This is a genomic window from Catellatospora sp. TT07R-123, from assembly GCF_018327705.1.
Lineage (GTDB): Bacteria > Actinomycetota > Actinomycetes > Mycobacteriales > Micromonosporaceae > Catellatospora.
In genome coordinates, this window is sequence record NZ_BNEM01000001.1 from 1,101,304 (window position 1) to 1,123,383 (window position 22,080).

A 22,080-nucleotide genomic window follows, 5' to 3' on the forward strand; every position below is an offset into this window, starting at 1 on the left:
GTCAGCCGCCGCGGTCGACGTCGACGACCGCGGCGGCGAACGCCCCGGGTGCCTCCTGCGGCACGTTGTGGCCGATCCCGCGCAGGGTCCGGTGCTCATACCTGCCCGAGAACCTCGCCCGGTACGCCGCGCCGTCGCCGGGCGGGGTGAACGGGTCGGCCTCGCCGTCGAGCGTGATCGTCGGGACGGTGATCACCGGGCCCTGCGCCAGCTGGTTCTCCAGGTCGTCGTGGCGGGGGTCGCCGGGTGCCAGGCCCAGCCGCCACCGGTAGTTGTCGATCACGATGGCCACGTAGTCCGGGTTGTCGAACGACGCGGCGGTGCGGTCGAACACGGCGTCGGTGAACTTCCACGTCGGGGAGTTGAACGCCCAGATCAGCTTCGCCAGGTCGTGCCGGTTGCGGTCCAGGCCCAGCCGGCCCCGCTCGGTGGCGAAGTAGTACTGGTACCACCAGGCCCACTCCGCGCGCGGCGGCAGCGGCTGCTTGTTGGCCTCCCGGTTGGTGATCAGGTAGCCGGTCACCGAGACCAGGGCCTTGCAGCGCTGCGGCCACAGCGCGGCGACGATGTCGGCGGTGCGCGAGCCCCAGTCGTACCCGGCCAGGACCGGCCGGTCGATGCCGAGGGCGTCCATCAGCGCGATGAGGTCGAGGGCGAACACCGACTGCTGGGCGCCCCGGCGGGTGTCGGCGGACAGGAAGCGGGTCGTGCCGTGGCCGCGCAGGTGCGGCACGACCACCCGGTATCCCCTGGCCGCGAGCGCGGGCGCGACGTCTTCGTAGCTGTGGATGTCGTAGGGCCAGCCGTGCAGCAGCACGACCGCCTGCCCGTCGCGCGGACCGGCGTCGATGTAGCCGACGTCCAGCTCACCTGCGTGGATCTGCCGCACCGGGCCGAAGGGCGCCGGGGCGGGACGGGCCAGCCCGAAGGCGGCCGCCGCACCCGCGACCGTGGCCCTGCCGAAGGTTCGTCTGTCCATCACGACTGCTTCTCCCCCGACCAGTATCCGGCGGCGCGGCCCCGCGCTGTGCCGAAACCGCCGATCACCGCACGGCCCGTTCCCGGCCCCGGCAGCGGCTTTGCCCCGTCCGCCCGGCGCGGGCGGGCGATAATCGGTCGGGGGCCGGGCGGTGCCGATGGACTCACCCGGGCACGCCGCGGCCGCCCGGACGGGGGCCGACCCATGGCACGCACGGTGGCCGATCTGATGGTCGCGACGTTGAAGGCGTCCGGGGTGCGCCGGGTGTACGGGGTGCCCGGCGACTCGCTGAACGGGCTGACCGACGCGCTGCGCCGCGACGGCACGGTCAGCTGGCAGCTGATGCGGCACGAGGAGGCGGGCGCGTTCGCCGCGGCCGGGGAGGCGGCGGTCACCGGCGGGCTGGCCGTCTGCGTGGGCAGCTGCGGTCCCGGCAACCTGCACCTGATCAACGGGCTGTTCGACGCCAACCGCAGCCGGGTCCCGGTGCTGGCGGTGGCCGCGCAGATCCCCCGCGACGAGATCGGCTCCGGGTACTTCCAGGAGACCCACCCGCACGAGCTGTTCCGCGAGTGCTCGGTCTACGCCGAGCTGGTGAGCGTTCCCAGCCAGCTGCCGCGCACGCTGGAGATCGCGATGCGCACGGCGCTGGCGCGCAGCGGCGTCGCCGTGATCGTGGTGCCGGGCGAGGTGTTCCTCGCCGACGCGCCGTCCGGTGCCGCGCCGGTGGCGGTGCGGGCGGTGACCCCGATCGTACGGCCGGACGAGGCGTCGCTGGCCACGGCGGCGCAGGTGCTGAACGCGGCCGAGCGGGTGACCATCCTCGCCGGGGCGGGCTGCGCCGGGGCGCACGGGCAGCTGCTCGACGTCGCCGAGGCGTTGCAGGCCCCGGTCGTGCACGCGATGCGCGGCAAGGAGTTCGTCGAGTACGACAACCCGTACGACGTCGGCATGACGGGGCTGATCGGGTTCAGTTCGGGCTACCGCGCGATGGAGCACTGCGACGCGCTGCTGATGCTGGGCACCGACTTCCCGTACCGGCAGTTCTATCCCGAGGGGGTGCCGGTGGTGCAGGTCGACGTGCGCGGCGAGCAGATCGGGCGCCGTACGCGGGTGGACGTGCCGCTGGTGGGGACCGTCCGCGACACCGTCGACGCGCTGATGCCGTACCTGGTCACCAAGAAGCAGTCGGCGCACCTGCACCAGATGCTCGACCACTACGGGCGGGCCCGCCGCCGCCTGGACAAGCTCACCCAGAGCGGCGCCGCCGACTCGCCGCTGCACCCGCAGTACGTCGCCGCGATGATCAACAAGATCGCGGCCGAGGACGCGGTGTTCACCGCCGACGTGGGCACGCCCTGCATCTGGGCCGCCCGCTACCTGCGGATGAACGGGCGGCGGCGGCTGATCGGCTCGTTCAACCACGGGTCGATGGCCAACGCGCTGCCGCAGGCCATCGGGGTGCAGGCCGCCCAGCCCGGTCGCCAGGTGGTGACGCTGTCGGGCGACGGCGGCCTGGCGATGCTGCTCGGCGAGCTGATCACGCTGCACCAGCAGCGGCTGCCGGTGAAGGTGGTGGTCTTCGACAACGGCGCGCTGTCGTTCGTGGAGCTGGAGATGAAGGCCGCCGGGATCGTCACGTACGCCACCGGGCTCGACAACCCCGACTTCGCGCAGGTGGCCAAGGCGATCGGCCTGTTCGGCGTACGAGTCGACACTGCCGGCGAGCTGGGGGACGCGCTGCGTGCGGCGTTCGCGCACGACGGTCCCGCCCTGGTCGACGTCCGCACCGCCCGGCAGGAGCTGTCCCTGCCGCCGAAGGTCACGCTGGCGCAGCTCAAGGGCTTCACCCTGTACGCCACCAGGACCATCCTGTCCGGCAACGCCGAGGAGATCGTGGAACTGGCCAAGACCAACCTGCGCGACCTCACCGGGGAGTGATCCGTGGCGGGCCCGCCGGCGGGCCCGCCACGGAACGGTCTACGAGCCGGTGTTCGCGCGCGACAGCACGTCGTGGCGCAGCCCGCTGGACGCCTCGCCGCGACCGGTCTGCTTGCGCCGCGACAGCCACAGGTGGGTGGAGCCGTCGCTCCACCGGGCCAGCTGCCAGGCGCGGGTGATCCGGGCGCCCTCGCGCGGCACCTCCTGGGCCGCGATCCACGGCGCCGCCGCGAGCAGCTCCCCCAGCGGCGGGATCGGCTCCCCGGTGCCCGGCCGGGTCAGCGCGTCGCGGCGCAGCCGCAGCCCGTCGGCGTCGGCCTGCGGGATCAGCGGGATCCAGTGCTCGGGCGGCTGCCCGGTCCGCAGCCGGTAGTCGAAGTCGACCCCGCTCGGGACGACGGGGGCGGCCGGGTCCCCGGCCGCGCGCAGCTGGGCCAGGTACTGCTCGTGCCGGTCGGCCGGGCGCCCGGTCGCGCTCTGCACCAGCCGCTCCACCGCCCAGGCCACGTTGGCGGCCTCGTCGCGCAGCAGCACGACCTCCTCGACCGGGTCGCCGTCGAGGCTGTGCGGCAGCGTCGGCGGCAGCACGAACAGGGCCTGGTCGGCACCGGCGGCGCGCAGCCGGTACATGTCCCAGTCGCCGTGGGCCGACGGCCCGATCAGCGTGCTCACCCCGAACGTGTCGGTCACCACCAGCGACGTCACCTTCGCGACGGTGCCGACCGGCAGCTCGACCGGGATGACGAACCAGTCGTCGGAGTAGAGGATCGCGAACTCGGCCAGCAGCATCCGCCCGAGGTCGGTCCGGCCCGCCTCGACGCCGCCGAGGTAGACGCGGGCGTCCTCGAACTCCCAGAACCGGCCGGCGGGCATGCCCGGGTAGCGGACCTGGGTCGGCAGCCCCGTGTGGACGATCTCCCGGCCGGGATCGGGCGCGTAGACCCAGGTGCCGTCGGTGGCGACGTCGAGGTCGTACCAGTCCAGCGTGCCGCCCGGGTATTCGGCCGCGACCAGGTTCACCTGGTCGTTGCCCGGCCCGATCCGCGCGCCCACCCCGAAGGCGTGCTCCATCCGGGTCGGCACCCACGCCTGCCCGCCGAGGCCGGGACGGTCCGCGAACGACGTCCACCACGCCAGGTATTCGGTGACCGCGGCTAGCACCGCCGGCCGGTCGGCCGCCGCCACCGCCGGGGTCGCCGGCAGCACCGCCTGCCCGGCGGGCGAGGTGCAGGCGGCGGCCAGGGTCTGCCCGTCGGCCAGGCGCCCGGCCAGCACCGCCAGCAGGGCGGCGCTGTCGGCGTGAGCGGGGGCGCCCGGCACCGCGGCGGGCAGCTTGTACGCGTCGACGAACGCCTGCCGGTACGCACCGGCCCCATGCTTGGCCAGCAGCCGGGCGAACCGGCGCCCGCCGTCGGCGCGCAGGCTGAGGTCGACCGCCCCGGCCGGTTCCCGCTCCACCAGCACCTCCAGCGGCATCGCCTGCTGGGCGTAGCGCTCCGCCCGGTCGGTGTCGCCGTCGATGCCCTTGCCCTGGTAGCCGGACATGGTCCCGGCGTGCATGCGCATCCGCGCCGACGCCGGGGAGCCGCCGTCGCTGCCGGTGAACTCGCCGAACTGCCACTGCCGGGCCAGCAGCCAGGCCGGGTCGGCGATCCGGGCGGCCGCGCCGAGGCGCTCGTCGGCCGCCGCGTGCTGCGGTTCCAGCCGCGTCCAGGTGGTCGCCGACGGGGTCGGCTGCTCGGGGGTGGTCATCGGGTTGCTCCTTCGAGTCCGGCCGCGCCGGTCAGGTCGGTCGAGACGGTCGCGCCCGCGTCGTTGAGGCCCAGGTAGACCGCGGGCAGGAAGTGGCCGTACTGGTCGAGGGTCGGCAGGGTCACCGCACGGGCACGGGCCAGGTCGAACGCCTCGGCGACGGTGTCGCGCAGCTGCTCGGCGGTCCACCGGCCGTCGGCCGCGGGCGGCACCGCCAGCAGCACCGCCTGCGGCGCCCGCGAGTTCGGGGCGTCGTAGTGGAACGTGAGCCCGGCGACCTCGGACTCGCCGGGCACCATCTCCGTCCACTCGTCGAACACCAGCCCGGCCAGGGACGCGGCCGCGTCGACGGGCCGGATCACGTGCACGGCCAGCGCCGTACGCCCGGTCGCGGGTGCGCCCGGCAGGGCCGCCCACTTCTCGCCGTCGCGGTAGGGCAGCTGGGCGACGACCAGGTCGGTGGAGACGGCCGCGCCGGTCGCCTCGGCCAGCCCGAACACCGACTGGAGCCGGGCCGGTGCCCTGCGGACCCGGGCCAGCCGGTCCAGCCAGGTCCCCGGGGCGAGCACGTCGCCGCCGGTCAGCGCCGCCGAGTGGGCGAACAGGTCGCGCAGGCCCGCCTGGTCGGTGACCCGGAACGTCGGCGCCACCGGGAAGTCCTGGCCGAGCAGGCTGCGCAGCCGGGCGGTGTGGTGCTCGATCCGCTGCTCGTCGGTGGCGGTGGCGTCGGTGAACGCCGCCCGCAGCCGGGCCTCCTCGGCCAGGCGCCGGTCCACTTCGGCCAGCACGCCGCGGGCCTTGGTGCGCAGCTCGTCGCGCCACGCGTCGGTCCACGCGTGGCCGGTCTGCGGGTAGGCGCCGGGCAGGCCCCGGAACGCCAACGTCACCAGGTGGCCGCCCATGCCGCCGATGTCGCCGGCCTCGACCGCGGTGGCCAGCAGGCTCCGGGTCTGGGTGAACCCGACCAGGGTCGCGGTGACGCGGTTGGCCATGTCGGCCACGCCCCACTGGACCTGCCGGGTGCCACCGGGACCGGCCAGGTCCTCGGCCCGCACCGGCCGCGCCCCGGCCAGGGTCGCCCGGACGGCGCCGACGAGCTGGAGGAACTCCTCGACGCTGAGGGTCTGCGCGGTCCAGCCGGGCTGCCAGCCGAAGTCGGGCTCCGGCATGATCTCGTCGGGCACCGTCGGCGGGCGCAGCAGCCGCAGCCGGTCGATGAAGCGCTGCTTCAGCTCGTACAGGCCGCCGGAGCGGTCCTCGCCGACCAGCGCGATCAGGTCCAGCGGCGAGATCGCCAGCTGGTCCAGGGTGGTCTCGCCGGTGAACAGGACCGCGCCGTCGGCGCCGTGCCAGACGCCCTTGCAGCGCACCCGCGCCGGGTCGCCGAGCAGGCGCCCGGCCCACCCGTTGACCGTCGGCTCGATGTCGGCGCGCAGCTGGCGGCCGTCGGTCGGCCACACCTTGTGATCGGCGGCGATGTCGACGGTGCCGAGGAACATCAGCCGGTGGGTGTGCACGGCCCCGCTGCGCGGGGTGCGTACGACGTCGAGCTCCGGCGGCGGCGTCTCGCCCTTGGCCAGGGCGTCCAGGACGGCACCGGCCCGGGTCGGGTTGCCCGCCGCCAGGTGGTGCACGCCTTCGGCCAGGGTCGCGTCGGCCAGCGCGTCGAGGGCGTCGGCGGCCGACTCCAGGGCGGCCAGGCAGGCGTCGTACACCGGGGTGCCCTTGGCGGGCAGCTTCACGGTCGGCTGCGCCGGGTCGGGGGCACTGCCCCACGGGATCGTCCCGGCGTGCAGGCGGCGGACCAGCTCGACCCCGTCGGCGACGGCTCCGGCGAGGCTGCCGGGCCGGGTCACCTCGGTCGCGGTGCCGTCGGCGGTGAGGACCTGGGCCGTGTACGGCGCCAGCACCCGGAACGGCAGGATCATCGCCGGTGCGCCCGCGGTGCCGCCCTCGGTCAGCGCCCGCTCGAACCGGTACCCGATCAGGCTGGACAGCGGCTGACCGGCGCTGATGCCCTCGGTCAGGTGCTGCACCAGGCGGACCCGGTCGGCGTTGAGGTTGACCGCGACCGCACCGGGCCGCCCGGCCCGCCCGCCTCGGGCCACGTAGCCCGCGTGCAGGATCGCCGCGGTCGTGGCGTGCTGGAGCGACGGGGCCAGCACGTGCCCGGCGTTGGCCGCGTCGGTGTACAGCGGGCCCGCCTCGTTCGGCGGCAGGGTCGCGACCTCGGTCAGCTTCGCCGGGCCGACGTTGCTGAGCCAGCCGAACCCGCCGACGGCCAGCCCGCCGGGCTGCCGGGTGCGCACGTGCGCCAGCCGCCGGTTCGCGAACGACCCGACCCAGGCGTCGATGCGGTGCGCGGCCAGGTCCAGCCCGCCGCGCACCAGTCCGTCGAGCGCGTCGGCGGGCAGGTGGCCCTTGGTGATCTCGTCGGCCAGGTGCCGGGTGCGGGTGGTGAACTCGCGCAGGTCGGCCACGTTCGGGTCGGTGGCGGGCGCACCGGTCAGGTACTGCTCGACCGTCTGCCCGGGGTGGCCCGGTGCCTGCTGGGCCAGGCCGCGCCACAGCGTCAGCGTCGGCGGGGCGAGCGGGTCGACGTCGACCAGCTCCTTCTCCAGCAGCGCGCGGCTGCCGCCGTACGCGGCCACGGCGGCGTTCCACCATTCCAGCAGCGCCGAGTGGCGGGCCAGCCGGTACAGCAGCGGGGTCTGCCCCCGCTCCCGGGCCGCTTTGAGCCGCGCCGGGGTCATGTCCAGCAGCTCGGCCAGGTAGGTGGCCGGGTCGGCGCCGGTCAGGGCACCGGGCACCGCGTAGGACTCGCCCGCGAACACCGCGCCGGTGTGGCGCTGGTCGACGGGCAGGCCCAGCGCGGTCAGCACCTCGTTGGCCTGCTGGCGCGGCGCCTGCCGCCACGCGGAGTCGAAGTCCAGCCGCAGGAACCGCCACAGGTCCCCGACGTACTCCGGGCCCAGCGCGCTGCGGCCCACGTAGTCGACGGCCTGCGGCTGGGTGGCCAGCAGCCGGTGGTAGCGGTCGACGGGGTCGACGCCGGGCTGGCCCTCCCACCGCTTGACGACCGTGGCCTTCCAGCTCGCCTCGGTGAACGTGGGCAGGACCTGCCGCATGGTGCGGACCATGGTGGTGTGCGCGGCGGTGCCGCCCTCGCGGTCGGCCCAGTGCTTGAGCGACATCACCGGCAGCACACCGTACGGCTGGTCGCCCACGCGCAGCGTCGGCAGCGCCCCGCCCGCCCGGACGAAGTCGATGAAGTGGCGCCGCACCTGCCGGACGCTGGGCTGGTCGATCCCGTCGAGCACGTGCAGCAGGAAGTAGCCCCACGTCGACGGCCACAGCAGCGCGTTCGCGTCGGCCTGGAGGTCGGTCCGGCGGCTGGCCGGGTCGCGGCCGAGCACCGCCGCCGCGGCGGCGTCGAAGCCCAGCGCCGCGGCCAGCTGCCCGCCGACCGCCTCGCCCGGCACCGCCGCCGGCGCGGTACGCGTGCCGTCGGCCAGCCGGTACCGCTCGCTGACCTGCTCGGATCGCGCGTCCAGCCCGGAGCGGGCCAGCTCGGTGTTGTTGGTGGGCGTGCCGGGGTCGGCGAACCCGAGCCCGTCGGTGTAGTGGTGCGCCTCCAGCAGCCCGGCCAGGCGGCCCGCGCCGGTGACGGTCTGGCCCTCCTCGTCCACCCCGTACACGATCAGCCGGGTCAGGGTCATGCCGATGTTGGCGTCCTCGGCCCGGGTGATGGTGATCGCCATCCCGGCCTCGACGGCCGCCTGGTAGTCGACCATCCAGCGCATGCCGGGCGTGACCAGCGCCTGCTCGTCGGAGTCGGCGGCGTCGGCGAGCGCCCGCGGGTCCGGGCCGACCGCGAGGTCGCGGGCGATGTCCTTGCCCGCGACGTCGAAGTGCAGCGTCGACTGGCCCGGACTCCACTCGCGGTAGCCGGCCACCCGCCACCGCGTCGGCAGCAGCCGGGCCAGCGGGGCCCGGTTCCAGGTGCCGGTCGCCGGGGTCCCGGCCGGGGCGCCGTTGCGGGTGCGACGAGCGATCCAGGCGGCGCGCTCGATGCCGTACTCGGCGGTCAGCGCCTGCCAGGCGCCGAGCAGCCGGTCGGTGTCGGTGCCCGCCGCGGTCACCTCGGCCCAGTAGCGCACCCCGTGGTCGGTCTCGGCCGCGGTCAGGTCGGTCTCGTGCGTGTCGACGTGCAGCACGTCGGGGTAGATCCGGATCAGCAGCTTGCCGTCGTGGTAGCGGGTCTCCAGCCGCACCGGCAGCAGCGCGATCGGGACGTCGGCGGGCAGCGCCAGCGGCGGCGCGGCGGCGGTCGGGGTGGCGGGGGCGGTCACTTCTCGGCTCCAGGCGTGAGGGCGGCGGTCGTCGGATCGATCAGGTCGGAGGCGTGTACGGCGACCCGGAACGGCATGCGCAGCAGCGACGCCGCCGTGTGCGCGCCCGCCTGGGTCCAGTCGGAGGTCCCGGCGAAGCGGGGTTCGGTCGGCGGTTCGGCGAAGATGAAGAACCAGCCCGGCTGGGTGCTGTCGCCGCGCACCCTGCCCGACGCGATGTTGAAGCTGAACAGCGTCACGTCGGCCCCGGCCCGGCCGGTGAAGACCGGCAGCTGCACCGCGGTGTCGTCGGGGCGGCGGCCCTGCGCGGTCGTGATCGCGGGCGCGGCCTGGACGACCACGTCCGGGTACCGGCGCAGCAGCTCGCCGCGGACCAGCAGGATGACGCTGTCGGTGGCGGCCGGGCCGACCACCTTCGCGCCGAGCCCGCCGGTGGTGCCCCAGGTCGCGATGTCGGTGATGTCGCCGGGCGCGGCCGCCGGGTCGGCCGCCGAGGCGTCGAAGAACCGGCGGAACCAGGTGGCCCGCCCGCCCGACGGGAAGCCGCGCCACAGCAGCTCCCGCCCGAACTCGTGGTTGAGTCCGGCGAGATAGGCCGCGATCAGCGGGCCGTTGCCGGCCATCAGCGCGACGCTGTCGTCGGGCAGCCCGTCGGCACCCGGGAAGACCAGGTCGGGGAACAGCTCGCGCAGCGGTTCGGCCATCGCCTGGGCGAAGTCGGGTTCGTACAGGCGGGGGCGCAGCGGGTCGGGGGTGCCGGTCGCGGCCAGCGACGTCTTCGAGGTCGGCAGGGGGCCGATCCGGTCGGCGACGGCCGCCGGGATCGTCGCGGCCGGGTTCACCGAGTCGCTGACGTACGCCGCGACGCTGCCGATCTCGTACGCGGCCCGCATCGGCGGGTCGACGCCCCGGGTCGCGTCGCGGATCAGCAGCCTCTGGTGCGCCTCGGCGATCCGCTGGAACGTGTCGCCGATGCCCTTGACCCGGCCCAGCCGCTGGTTGTCCAGGTCGCCGAAGAACACCGCCACGGTCGAGTCCGGGGCCAGCGAGGTGATCGGCAGGTCGATCGGCGCCTCCCAGTGCTCGACCGTCCCGTCGGGGTGCAGCCCGAACCCGATGCGCTGGCGGTGCACCCGCCGCGCCGGGCCGGTGGCCTGCCGCTCGTCGAAGGTCAGGTGCACCACCAGCTCGGGGTCGCCGTCGCCGTCGAGATCGGTCACCGACAGGCTGAGCTGCCCGCTGGTGGTGTCGTCGTCGACGCGGTCGCCGAGGGTGAGCGAGCGCTTGTCGGTCCAGCTCTCCTGCGCGGTGCCGAAGTTGCGGCCGACGACCCAGTCGATCTCCCAGATCGGCTTGACGATCGGGCCGCCGGGGCCCTGCTCCGACGAGTACGTGGCGTTGAGGAACGCCACGGCCACGTCGGTGGGCTCGGCGTAGGGCTGCCCGGCCCGCACCGTGATCGGGATCAGGTCGGCGGCCAGATCGGACGGGACGTACCCGGTGAAGACCCGGATGTTGCGCTGCGGGCGCAGCACGGCCCGGGTGTCGAGCTGGTAGCTGCACGTGCTGATCGCCCCGGCGCCGTCCGGGTCGGCGCCGCTCCACAGCAGCACGAGCTCGGCGGCGGTGTCGGGCTGCCCGGCGCGGCGGCGCAGCGTCACGTCGGCGCCGTACAGGCCGCGGCTGCGGAAGAACGGCAGCACCGTGTACGGCGTCGGGGCGGGCGTCCCGCTGTCGTCGAACGGCATGGCGCGGATGCACGGGTCCCAGGTGTCCATCGAGACCCCGGGCCGGACGCCGAGCAGCATCGTCACCGGCCGGGTGCGTTCGATCCGGTGCACCACGCCGCCGACGAGCTTGACCGCGGGCAGCGCGGTGTCCGCCGGAACAGGGAACGGGAAGCTCTGCTGTCGCGCCCGCCCGTCGAAGTCGACCGTGCGCAGCAGCGTCGCCGTGACCTGGCTGTGCGCGGCGTTCTCCTGCATCACCACCAGGTCCGTCAGGTACCCCAGCGGGCCGGGGGTGACCAGCGGCAGCGCGGAGGCGTACGGGTCGGTCCACCACTTCGGGGCGGCCGCGGCCACCTCGGCGGTGATGTCGCGGTAGCGGGCGGCACCGCCGGTGTACCGGTCGAGCACGCCCGCGTCCGAGCTGGCCTGCACCGGCGGCGCGGGCACGATCGTGCCCGCCGCGGCCGGGCTCAGTCCCGAGGCCAGCGGCGACAGCGGGGTGGCACCGGCGGCACGGGCCGTGGGGCCGGTCGGGCGGACCACCCGCTGCACGTCGGCCGAGGCGATGGCGGCGGTCGACTCGTGTGTGTCCACCTGCGCCGCCACGGTGCCCTGCGCGCTGGGGATGCGGCCCAGCGCCCGCGCGGTGCGCGCCACGACCGTGTCGGCCCGTTCGGCGGCGGCGGCGAGCTGGGCCGCACCGTCGGCGGCGAGCCCGGCCGCCGAAGCGGTGCCGGCCGGGGTGAAGTAGCGGCGGTGCAGGCTCTCGCTGACCGCGCGGCCGACCTGGCCCTGGTGCAGCTCCCGGTTGACCTCGGCGAGCTCGGCGGCCTGCTGCCAGGCTGCCGACATCAGCGGCTCCTGGTGGATGCGGATCACCTCGGCGCCGAGCCCGGCCGCGGCGCGCAGCCGCGGGTCGGTGTTGAGCTGGCGCAGCCACTGCGGTTCGGTGCCGGTCCAGCCGGATCCGTGTCCGATGTGGGCGCCGAGGTACAGCGGTGCGGTGACGGTGCTGGTCCGGCCGAGGATGGTGGCCATCGCCGGGGCGAAGCCGGGGGCGATGGGGCCGGTCATGGCCGCACCGGGGGCGGTGAGGGCGGGCAGGGTGTCGGCGATGCCGGGGTCGGCGCCGACGGCCTTGGCCAGCTCGGGGTCGGCGTCGCGGTAGTACAGCTTCTTCCAGCCGGGGTCGACGACGGCCGGGCGCAGCCGCTTGGCCAGGGCGGTGAAGTCGCCGTCGGCGCCGGTGGAGAAGGTCCAGTGGTGGTACACCGGCAGCCGGACGCTGCCGGTGGTGCCAGTCCAGGCCGGGTCGGTCAGCTCGGTGGCGGGCACCGGGTCGCCGAGCCCGGCCAGGCGCCCGTGCTCGAACGCGGGCACGACGCAGGCCAGGTAGGTGTGCCCGTCGGCCAGCGTGCGCGGTGAGATCAGCCGCGACACTGTCCGCTCCGGACGTTCGGCCAGCAGCTTGGCGATGTCCTCGCCCTCGGCGGCGACGACCTCGGCGTGCGCCCAGGACGCGGCGTGGGACAGGTCCGGCAGCTCCGCCAGCGGCGTGTTCAGCACCGGCAGCGGGCGGCGCGGGTCGGTCTCCAGGCTCACCCCGGCCGCGGCGGTGTCGACGACGACCAGGACCAGCCAGGGCCGCAGTCCCTTCTGCGGGTGCGCGGCGGCCGGGGTGAGCCGCCACGGCAGCCCGGGGTCGTCGAACTCGACCAGCGCGAAGTGGGTGGACTCGAAGTGTTTCGCGCCGGGCGCCGGGTCGCTGCGCACGATCTGGCGCGGGTCGACGCCGGTGACGTCGCCGGGGCCGTGCAGGGCCAGCTTCGGCCCGGTCACGGCGGCGCCGTTGACGGTCAGGCCGGTGGCCAGGGTGGCCCGGGCCCGGATCGGGCCGCTGCCCGGGTCGGTCTCGGTGAGCCGCCCGGCAAGGCCGTCGCGGACCCAGGAGAGCAGGTGCCGCTGCGCGACGGCGGGCGCGGGCGCGGCGGCGAGGTCGGTCTGGCTGGTCATGCGGACACCGTGCTTCCGGTGACGGCCTCGTGGGCCGGAACGATCATCAGGGCGTGGTCGGGGTGGGCGGTCGCCCAGCGGCGCAGCCGGTCGGCGGCCTCGCTGCGGCTCCACCGCTCGCCGGTCGCCGGGACGGGCCCGGCCTGGCGCAGCGTGTCCTTGGCGACGATCACGAAGCCGGGGTCGCGGACGGTGAGCTTGAGGCCGGGTCCGGCGAACCGGGCCAGGCCGGTGGCCCGGGTGGCGGCCCGCCCGGCGGCGCCGCCGTAGGCGAGCCGGTTCAGGTGCGCGCCGCCCAGGACCCAGGTCGGGTCCGGTTTGGGCAGGCCGACCGCGGCCAGTCCGGCCGCCACCGGGTCGGGCTCGTCGATCACCTTCGTCTGGTACGTGATGACGACGGCCGACGGCCCCGCGTGGTCGTAGCCGACCGTGTCGGTGGCGGTGAAGCTGACCCCGGAGGGCAGCAGGTCGAACGCGTTCCCGGTCAGCTTCTGGTCGTCGCTGAGCTCGAAGAACTGCGCCGGGGCGAACTCGTCCTTCACATCGGCAAGCTGCGCGAGCGCCCCGCCCAGGGTGGCCGAGTCGATGCGCAGCTCGGCGGCGCCGTCGATGGGCGCCTGGCCGTAGTGGTCCAGCCGCATGCCGCCGACCGGGGCGATCTTCTGCCGTACGCTGACCCGCGCCGAAGGCGACACCAGCAGCTCCGACAGGGTGATCCCGGCCCGCATGGTCAGGGCGGGCAGCGCGGCGCGCTCCTCGACCTGCCACGCGCCGGGTTCGGCCAGCGCGGCCCGGACCAGCGCCGACACGTCCTCCGGCGGGGCCGGGGGCAGCGCGGCCTGCTGCCCGAAGGCCGCCTTGAACCGCACGGTGGCGCTGAGGAACAGCAGCTTGATCTCGGCGTGCCCGCGCACCTGCCAGCGGCCCGGCCCGGTGACGTACAGGTCGGCGGTGATGCCCAGCAGCAGCTTGCCCTTCCACCGGATCGCCACCGCCAGGGTCAGGTCGAGCTCGAACCCGAACGGCGAGAACCGCACCAGCGCGTCGAAGGTGAAGTGCCCGTCGGCGGTGAAGTCGCCGGTCTCGGCGTGGAAGTCCACCCGGGCGCCGAACTGGAGCGTGTTGGAGGTCAGCGCGAGGTATGCCTGCAACCGCAGCCAGAACTTCTCCTCGCCGATCTCCATCGTCATCCGCCGCAGCGCCGGGAACCCGACCGGCGGCGTGAACCGGGGGTGGAACCCGCCCGCGCTCATCACGAACTCGCTGCGGCCGCTCCACCGCGCCCGCAGCGCCATGTCGCCGGACAGGCGCCACCCGGCCAGCTGCGAGTCGTACAGGGTCGCGTCCAGCGACAGCGTGCCCTCGCCGGTGTCCAGGACACCGAGCGCGTCCATGTTGATGACCGCGACGGCCTTGCGCTCGTCGGGCAGCAGCGTGCGGACCCGGCCCGCGGCGATGAACCGCAGCGGTTTCGGCAGCTCCAGCGCCAGCGCGAGGTCGATGGTGACCACGGTCGGCACGCCCCAGGTGAGCCGGGCCGTCGGGCCGAACAGATGCCGGCCCGGGGTGACCGGGAACAGCGCGTCGAGGTCGTCGAGCAGGCGCCGCTCGTTGCCCAGCACGTCGCCGGGCGCCAGGATCGCGCCCAGCGACCCCGACCGCAGGCCCGAGCGCATCCGGTCGACGTTGACGGCCCGGTTGACGCCCACGATGCCGCCGACGGCGGCCAGGTTGAAGCCGAACCCGAGCGGGATCGGCTTGGGGAACTGCGCGTTGATGACGACCAGCAGCGAGAACCCGGGGCGCCCGTCGGGCATCCGGGTGGCCAGCAGGCCCAGCGCGGACAGGCGCAGCTTGGCGAACTCCAGGTCGATGCCGCCGGCGTACTTGGCGGCCTCGGCGTCGTAGGACAGGAACCCGGCCCCGGTGACCGCGCCGCCGTCGATGCGCAGCGCCACCCCGTGCGGGGGCTGGAACCCGAGGTCCAGGTCGGCGGGGCCGAGGTTGCCGCCGCCGTCGGGGAAGCTGAGCTTCGCGCTCATGCCGACGCCCTGCACGGTCACCCCGACCGGGCCCAGGCGCACCTGACCGGACGCGACCGCCCGCAGGACCAGAGCCTTGACGGCGGCGTCCTTGGGCGACGGCACCAGGTCGACGTCGAGGGAGTCGAGTCTGGCCACGTCGCCGAGCACGGCGCGGACGTCGAAGTGCGCCTTGAGGGCCGCGCCGCCGGTCAGGAACAGCCCGCGCCGCCGCGACCAGCCGATGCCGAGGTCGAACTCCAGCTTCGCGTCGTCGGGCAGCACCTTGCCGAGGAAGCCGTCGCCGTCGCCGCCCGACACGATCAGCCGGGCCTTGCCGCAGCCGAACTCGACCCCGAAGTCCTGATAGTCGCGGGTGAGCTCGGCGAAGGCGGTCACCTGGACTGGGCCGTCGATCTCCAGCCGGGTGCCGGTGGTGCCACCGATGCGGATCATCTCGCCGGTGCGGACCAGGCCGAGGTCGGCGCGCAGGTTGAGGGCGGTCGCGTCGGGCAGGTCGGTGACCAGCCCGTCGGGGCCGACCGCGATCACGCTCGCCGACTGGAGCGCCGCGGTGACCGTCGCGGTCCAGTCGCCGAACGTGTCCTGGAACGCCACCGTGCCCTTGGGCGCGAGCATCAGGCCGAGGCCGCCGTCCTGCTCGCCGGCCAGGCCGACGACCAGCTCGAACCCGGCCTGCCCGTCGGCGAAGGCACCTTCGGCGGTACGCACGAACACGTGCAGCAGGTGCTCGGCCGCCGCGGCGCTGTCCCCGAGGTCGGGGATGTCGCTGCCGTACACGGCGGTGATCGGGCTGCCGAGCCGGTTCAGGATGCCGCCGAGGGCGGGCAGCAGCAGGTCGGCGACGGCGTCGGTGGCCTCCCGGGTCGCCAGGCCCTCCTTGGTGAGGTAGTGCTCGCGCAGCTGGCCGACCGGGTCGCCGACGAGCGCGGGCAGCCGGTCCAGCCGTACCCGGGCGGTGTCGGACGAGAAGCGGACCAGCTTGCCGGTGGCCGGGTCCACGACGGGGTCGATCTGCGGCGCCGGGCCGTCGACCAGCGCCAGCGCCCACAGCACCGCGCCCAGCACCGGCCGGTGCCGCTGGAGGTATGTGACGACCAGCAGGTTCACCAGGTCGGTGCCCAGCGCCGGGGCGTCGGGCAGGTTGATCCCGCCCCAGCCGTCGAACGCGGTCTTGAGCGCCCGCACCGCGTCGAAGCACCGCTTGAGCGCCGCGAACGCCGGCTTGTACGCCTTGAGGTCGGTGGTCGGCGTCTCGATCAGCGGCTTGAGCGCGTCGACGGCCGCGCGCACCGCGCCGAACAGGGTCTCCAGCTTCGCGGTCGGGAACCCGGCGATCCCGTCGAGGTTCCACCCGATCTTCGCGAGCAGCTCGGCCCGCCAGATCGGATCGTCGGCGGCCGCCCGCAGCGGCGCCAGCAGCAGGCTGACCTCGCGGATCAGCTCGGCCCGGACGTCGACCGCGGTGGCGGTCGGGGCGGGCATGGTGTCCAGCGCGGAGGAAGGCTGGCTAGTCATTGGGGCGGCGCTCCACATGGGTCGGCGGGACGGCGTCGGCGTCCTCGGGGTTGAGGGTCACGTCGAAGGTGGTGCAGTAGGCGGGCTGCCCGGTCGTGGTGATCTGCCACCAGATCCGGTGCTGCGCGGCCAGGGCGGCCTTGCTCGGCGAGCTGCCCGCGGCGAAGCGGACCTCGCCGAGGTTGTTGTTGCCGACCAGCTCGGTGCCGTCGTCGCCGCGCTTGAAGTCGACGACCGCGCTGCCCACGCTGTGGAACCAGGCCGCGACCGCGCCCTTGGGCGCCCCGGGCGCGGGCCGGGTCAGCGGGGTCGTCTTGGGCCGGGCACCGCTGCGCTTGCCGATGCCGTAGCGGGTCCGGTGCCGCCAGTGCTCCTCGACGTAGTAGTACGGGATGTCGTACCTGTCGCTGACGTCCAGGCGGGCGGGCGTCTTCTGGAAGTGCGGGTGGCCGGACTTGTTGCGCGAGCGGTACTCGGTCCAGTACTCCAGCGGCACCGCCCAGCCGACCTCGTCGGCCGGGTTGTGCGCGAGGCTGCCCGACGCCACCGGCACCCCCAGGGGCAGCACGTTCCAGCCGCCGCCCTGCAGCTTGTCGGTGGTCAGGTCGAGTTCGGAGTTGGTCTCGTTCTTGAACGCGCTGGCGGTGAACTGCGCGATCTCGCTGCGCAGCGGGGTGGCCAGCGGCGACGCGGTGCCGTACGGCTGCCGGTTCCACACGCTCATGTGGATCGTGAAGCCGTAGTGGACGTCGCCGGACAGCAGCACCACCCGGGGCCGCCGCGCCAGCTGCCCGAGCAGCCGGTGGAACGTCTTCTGCCGCAGCCCCCACGCCTCGGCGTCGTGCCCCCAGATCATCTCCGGGGTGCGCTCCTCCTGATGCTCCTCGATCCACGGCACACCCAGGACCGGCCCCGGCACCACGACCAGCGTCAGGTACGGCGGGTTGGCGGCGGGCAGCTGCTCGGCGATCGCGGCGTCGGACATGACCGCGGGCGGCTCCATCGGCTGCGGGTCGAACGAGCGCGTGGTGCGCGGATCGGTCACCAGGATCTCGTACGGCCGGCCGGCCCAGGTCAGCCGGTAGTGGTACCGCAGCGAGTCGGCGGCCCGGGGCAGGCTGTCGACCCCGCCCGAGGGCAGCGGGCCGGTCGGCACGCCCAGCAGCGACGCGAGACCGTCCAGTTTGGCCTGGTTGGCGGGGTTGCCGTCCCACTGCGGCAGCTGCGCGAGCAGGCGCGCGCCGGGGGCGTCGCCGGTGAACTGGCTCGGCGTGCTGCCCCAGCTCTGGAAGATCGCGTGGGCGAGCATGCCGTTGGTGACGATGCGCCGCCCCAGCGGCCGCCCGACCGTGACGCCCTGTTCGCCCCAGACCCGGCGGCACCACTGCCGGTTGAGGTTCCAGTCGTCGGTCACCTCATGGTCGTCCCAGCTCATGTACGTGATCACGTTGGCCAGCGCCCGGCGCACCTGCGGCAGCGTGGTCCGCATCAGCTCGACCCGCTTGCGCTCGCCCGCGTCGTAGAAGGCGTTGGAGGTCGGCAGCCGGTCGGGCCACAGCACCGGCGACCAGACCAGCAGGTACATCGCCACGTACTCGCCGAAGCCGATCAGCTGGCTCTTGGCCAGCTCCGGCTTGTCGACCATCGAGCCGGTGAACCCGGCGATGTCGGTGACCAGGTCGGCGCGCGCCCCGGGCGCGTACGCCGCCGGGGTGTTCGTCCCCAGGCTCGGCAGCTGCTCCCCGGGCGTCCAGCCGAGCAGCGCGTCGCCGAAGTCGGTGCACATCGCCAGCACGCTGTCGGCGACGTCGTCGGCGTAGATCTGGTCGCCGGTCATCAGCAGCAGGTGCGGGCGCACCAGCGGCCACGGGTCGGCCTCGGTGGACTCCCAGTACGACGCCTCGATCAGGTGGTGCACGGCGGCCAGGCCGTCGTACTCGTCGGCGTGCGGCTTGCGGCACGAGCCGTGCAGCACCCGCAGCCGGCCCAGGTCCGACGGCGGCATCGCGAAGCTGGGCAGCTTCTCGGTGCCGAAGGTGATCGTCTTGATCCGCTCGGCCTCGTCGGCGTGCGTGGACAGCACCCCGGGGCTCTTGAACGTGCGCCCGTCGGCCAGCCGCACGTCGTAGTAGTAGGTGACCCCCGCACTCAGCGGCGGGTGCGGCGGCAGCACGGCCGCGGTCACCGCGACCACGTGCAGGTTCTTGCCGACCCGCACGGTCGGCGCCGGGACCGCGGTGACCGCCGTCGGCGTGCCCGCGCCGTCGGGGTCGTCGTACACGGTCAGGCTCACGGCGGTCGGCTCCTTGAACGCCAGCCATACGGTCACCGTGGTGTCGCCGGTGTGGCGCAGGATCGGCCCCGCCAGCACCGACGGCATCGCGGCCAGCCGCCCCGCGAGCTTCCAGTCGGCGGCGCCCAGCGCGGCCGGATCTGGCGTCGACATGATGATGTGCCCCCAACGGTCGGACTCTGCCTGTGTGAGGCGAGCTTCGGCCGGGGCACTTGGCGTCCACTTGGAACAGGGTTGGAACCAGGGATTCAAGTCGGCCGCAAGTCGGCTCAAGCGCCGCAGCCGCACCCTTGACCTGGGGCCGGGCTAGGCGAGGTCGCGCCAGACGTGCACGCGCTCGTGCTCGTCGTGCTTGGCGGCGTACATCGCCCGGTCGGCACGGTGCAGGGCGGACTCGGCCGACTCATCCCGGCGCCGGACCGCCACGCCGACGCTGACGGCGCAGCCGCGCTCGCCGACGGCGGCGACCAGCCGCGCGGCCGTGGCCGCCGCCTGGACCTCGTCGACCACGTCGAGGACCGCGACGAACTCGTCCCCGCCGACCCGGAAGACCTCGTCCTCGGCGCGCAGGGCGCCGCGCAGCGCCTCGGCGACCTCGACCAGCAGCCGGTCCCCGGCGGCGTGCCCGGCGGTGTCGTTGACCTGCTTGAAGTTGTCGACGTCGACGACCAGCAGCGCCGTACGCCCCGCGCGGGTGGCGGCCAGCCGCTGCGTGAACGGTCCCTGGTGCCGCAGCCCGGTGAGCGGGTCGGAGTCGGCCAGCTGCTGGAGGCGGTGCAGCGCGGCCAGCCGCTCGCGGCACATGACCGCGTTGGTGATCAGCAGTTCCAGCACGCTGACCGTCGCGACGTCGACCCGCACCGCCGCCTCGTCCATGACCAGCAGCGCCGCTTCGAGCCGCGGCACCTCCGACATCCGGCCGCCCAGCGGGATCGGCACCGCGATCAGGGTGCGCACCCCGGCCCGCACCAGCGCGTCGAAGCCGCGGGTGTCGGCGCTGCCCGAGTCGCCGAAGGTGTGCGACGCGCCGAGCCGGCACACCGTGTCGATCATCTGGGAGAGGCGGGACGGTTCGAACGCGGCCACCCGGGCCGGCAGGTCGGCCGCCCCGGCGGCGGTGTGGGCCGCCAGCAGCACGTGGACCCCGGTCGTGGGCGAGGACGGCGAGCCCCGCAGCAGCATGATCGCGCTGGCCAGGCCGGCGACCTCGACCGCCGCCTGGCAGACGTGCACCGCCAGCTCCGTGCCGTTGGCGGCCGAGCCGAACGCGATGGTGTGGCGCAGCAGCCGCTCGGCCCGCGACTGCTCGGGCGGCCCGCCGAGCTGCCCGATCCGGGCGCCGAGGCGGCTGCCGATCTGGGCCAGCCCGCTGCCCCACGGAGCCAGGTTCCCCACGAGCCGGTCGAATTCGAGGTTCAGGACACCTATCGCGCCCTCGGCGGGGCCGGGCACGGGTGCGCACACGACCGAGCCGACGGGGCGGCCCGGATGAACTCCAGCGTACTCGATCGAGGCGTCGCCGATGACCACTGTCCGGGCCGTGGCCAGCACTCTTCCCACGATGCCGTAGTGCGTCGGCACGGCCGCCGGGGCCTGCCACGCCCCGCTGCACGCCACCACGGCCAGCTGGCCCGCCGAGACCAGCAGCGCGTCGGCCGCGCCGCCGGTGCGGGCGTTCAGGACCGACACCGTGGCGTTGCACGCTCGTGCCGGCGAGTCGCAGTCGGCCAACGCCGCCGCGACCTCGTCCAGCACCTCGGATTCGAAGTCCAGCCGCACCATTTCCCCTGGCAGTACGCCGTACGGTCGATCCTACCCGGGCGCCTCCTGCGCACGGCCCTGGCCACAGTTTCCGGGAAACTGCCGCCAAAGCGGCTGGATTCGTGCAGTTTCCCGAAACTGCACGAACGATCGGGCGGGTGTGGTACCGGCGGGGAGGGACCGGGGTCGGCGTCTGGGAGCGCTACCGGTAGGTTCGCCCGGACGGGAACGGAATTCGTCTTCCACGATGGGTCCGGTCGTACGCAGCGACGAGTCTGGTGAGGATTCGCATGGACACGAGCACCGGCCCTCGCTCCCGGCCCGGCCGCCACGCACGCCGCTGGTCCGCCCGGCGGCGCATCGCGGTCATGCTGGCCCTCGTGCTGGTGGCCGTCGCCGCGGTCACGACCGTGACCCTGTCCCTGTCGTCCCCGGCAGCCGACGTCCAGGCCGGTGCGGACCCGTCCGCCACCGCGCCCGCGACCGCACCGGCCACCGGCGCCGCAGGCGCCTCCGCCACCCCGTCACCGCAGCCGTCGGCGGGCTGCGCCCGCCCGGCCGGCCCGAAGCCCGCGGTCCGGATCACCGAGGTCAAGGTGGGGGTACGGGTGACCGGCTACGGCCGGGAGACCGACACCGAGCCGCTGCCCATGGCGATCGCCGCCCGGCCCGACGGCGGCTCGTGGCTGGCGTGGCTGGGCACCGACGGCAAGGTCTACCTGGGCGCCCTCGACTGCGACGACCACCTGGTCGGCAAGCCCACCGGCTTCACCGGCATCGACCTGCAGGACCTGCACGCCGACGCCGACGGCGGGGTGCTGCTGCTGACCCGCCGGGGCACCTGCGGCGACGGCCCGCTGTGCGGCGGCACGTCGAGCCCGTGCAACACCATGCACATGATCCGGTTCGACCTGGCCGGGCACCAGGTGTGGGAGCGGCAGGTCACCAACCTCGGCGGCGGCCGCGACGGCTACGACGACGGCGCCCGGTTCGTCTGGTGGTACCAGCACCACGGCCGCCTCGCCTCCGACGGCAAGACCTTCGCCGCCTACTTCGGGGTGGCGATCACCGTCCAGAACGGCCGCTGCGTCGACATCCACGAGGGCGACCGGATGCAGGTCGTCGACGCCAAGGGCAACCTGGTCGGGCGGCACCGCGACAGCTTCGAGGTCGGTTGCAGCCACAGCTGGACCACCCGCGTGCTGTGGGATCCGCGCACCAGCCGGTACGTCACCGTCTGCGCCACCGACAACGGCTGCCGCATCGCCCGCCCGCAGCCGTACCGGACGGTCGCGGCGGGCACGTGCGACGGCACCCTGTTCGGCGGCGACCTGGTGCTCGCCCGCGACAAGGGCTACTGGACGGCGTGGAGCCAGGGCGGGCAGGTGCGCCTGGCGCACTTCAGCACCGGCGCGGCCGACACGACAGTCCGGACCGGGGCCGGGTCGAGCCATCCGCACCTGGTCGGCTACGGCACCGGCCGGATGCTGCTGGCCTGGTCGTCCGGGTCGGCGACGGCCGCGCAGGTGTACGACTCCGCGACCGGCAAGGCCGTCGGCGACCGGTTCACCATCGGCGTCAAGGACCACGACTACCAGGCGTTCAAGTCGTACCCCGACGGCAGCGCCGCCTACCCGGCGGCGGGCGGCACCGCCACCTCGATCCGGATCGCCCGCGTCCTGCCCGCCGCCTGACCGCC

9 protein-coding genes are annotated in these 22,080 nt (G+C 74.6%); 2 read left to right on the plus strand and 7 right to left on the minus strand.

All coding sequences use genetic code 11. From position 1 onward, the window contains the following. Nucleotide 1: 1 nt before the first annotated feature. Nucleotides 2-979: an alpha/beta fold hydrolase gene (locus Cs7R123_RS04660; RefSeq protein WP_212823677.1), complete on the minus strand. Its 978-nt coding sequence runs from the start codon at nt 977-979 to the stop codon at nt 2-4. 204 nt (nt 980-1,183) lie between these two features. On the opposite strand from Cs7R123_RS04660, the gene poxB reads away from it, so the two are divergent. Continuing rightward, nucleotides 1,184-2,920 carry a ubiquinone-dependent pyruvate dehydrogenase gene (gene poxB / locus Cs7R123_RS04665; RefSeq protein WP_212823678.1) on the plus strand — a complete coding sequence of 579 codons (1,737 nt, stop codon included), beginning with the start codon at nt 1,184-1,186 and terminating at the stop codon, nt 2,918-2,920. Nucleotides 2,921-2,959: 39 nt separating this feature from the next. On the opposite strand, the gene Cs7R123_RS04670 is transcribed toward poxB, so the two are convergent. From Cs7R123_RS04670 to Cs7R123_RS04695, 6 genes are all read right to left on the minus strand, one after another. Continuing rightward, complete coding sequence (locus Cs7R123_RS04670; RefSeq protein WP_212823679.1) at nt 2,960-4,672, minus strand: hypothetical protein; 1,713 nt, start codon at nt 4,670-4,672, stop codon at nt 2,960-2,962. After that, the gene (locus Cs7R123_RS04675; RefSeq protein ID WP_212823681.1) at nt 4,669-9,024 is read right to left on the minus strand and encodes a hypothetical protein; all 4,356 of its coding nucleotides are present in this window, start codon (nt 9,022-9,024) and stop codon (nt 4,669-4,671) included. The genes Cs7R123_RS04670 and Cs7R123_RS04675 overlap by 4 nt, the downstream gene beginning before the upstream one ends. Then, nucleotides 9,021-12,767 carry a hypothetical protein gene (locus tag Cs7R123_RS04680; RefSeq protein WP_212823683.1) on the minus strand — a complete coding sequence of 1,249 codons (3,747 nt, stop codon included), beginning with the start codon at nt 12,765-12,767 and terminating at the stop codon, nt 9,021-9,023. The genes Cs7R123_RS04675 and Cs7R123_RS04680 overlap by 4 nt, the downstream gene beginning before the upstream one ends. Beyond that, nucleotides 12,764-16,327: a DUF6603 domain-containing protein gene (locus tag Cs7R123_RS04685; RefSeq protein WP_212823685.1), complete on the minus strand. Its 3,564-nt coding sequence runs from the start codon at nt 16,325-16,327 to the stop codon at nt 12,764-12,766. The genes Cs7R123_RS04680 and Cs7R123_RS04685 overlap by 4 nt, the downstream gene beginning before the upstream one ends. Beyond that, nucleotides 16,320-18,773 (minus strand): hypothetical protein, encoded by a 2,454-nt coding sequence (locus Cs7R123_RS04690; protein WP_212823686.1) that lies wholly within the window; start codon nt 18,771-18,773, stop codon nt 16,320-16,322. Before Cs7R123_RS04690 ends, Cs7R123_RS04685 begins: the two co-directional genes overlap by 8 nt. 153 nt (nt 18,774-18,926) lie before the next feature. Continuing rightward, nucleotides 18,927-20,399 carry a GGDEF domain-containing protein gene (locus tag Cs7R123_RS04695; protein WP_212823687.1) on the minus strand — a complete coding sequence of 491 codons (1,473 nt, stop codon included), beginning with the start codon at nt 20,397-20,399 and terminating at the stop codon, nt 18,927-18,929. Nucleotides 20,400-20,671: 272 nt separating this feature from the next. Here Cs7R123_RS04695 and Cs7R123_RS04700 point away from each other — a divergent pair, with 272 nt between their 5' ends. Further along, nucleotides 20,672-22,075: a hypothetical protein gene (locus tag Cs7R123_RS04700; protein WP_212823688.1), complete on the plus strand. Its 1,404-nt coding sequence runs from the start codon at nt 20,672-20,674 to the stop codon at nt 22,073-22,075. The last annotated feature ends 5 nt before the right edge of the window (nt 22,076-22,080 follow it).

Excerpts from the sequence above, each read along its gene's own strand:
- Cs7R123_RS04660 (WP_212823677.1), bottom strand. The coding sequence starts at position 979 with ATGGACAGACGAACCTTCGGCAGGGCCACGGTCGCGGGTGCGGCGGCC.
- poxB (WP_212823678.1), top strand. The coding sequence starts at position 1,184 with ATGGCACGCACGGTGGCCGATCTGATGGTCGCGACGTTGAAGGCGTCC.
- Cs7R123_RS04670 (WP_212823679.1), bottom strand. The coding sequence starts at position 4,672 with ATGACCACCCCCGAGCAGCCGACCCCGTCGGCGACCACCTGGACGCGG.
- Cs7R123_RS04680 (WP_212823683.1), bottom strand. The coding sequence starts at position 12,767 with ATGACCAGCCAGACCGACCTCGCCGCCGCGCCCGCGCCCGCCGTCGCG.
- Cs7R123_RS04685 (WP_212823685.1), bottom strand. The coding sequence starts at position 16,327 with ATGACTAGCCAGCCTTCCTCCGCGCTGGACACCATGCCCGCCCCGACC.
- Cs7R123_RS04690 (WP_212823686.1), bottom strand. The coding sequence starts at position 18,773 with ATGTCGACGCCAGATCCGGCCGCGCTGGGCGCCGCCGACTGGAAGCTC.
- Cs7R123_RS04700 (WP_212823688.1), top strand. The coding sequence starts at position 20,672 with ATGGACACGAGCACCGGCCCTCGCTCCCGGCCCGGCCGCCACGCACGC.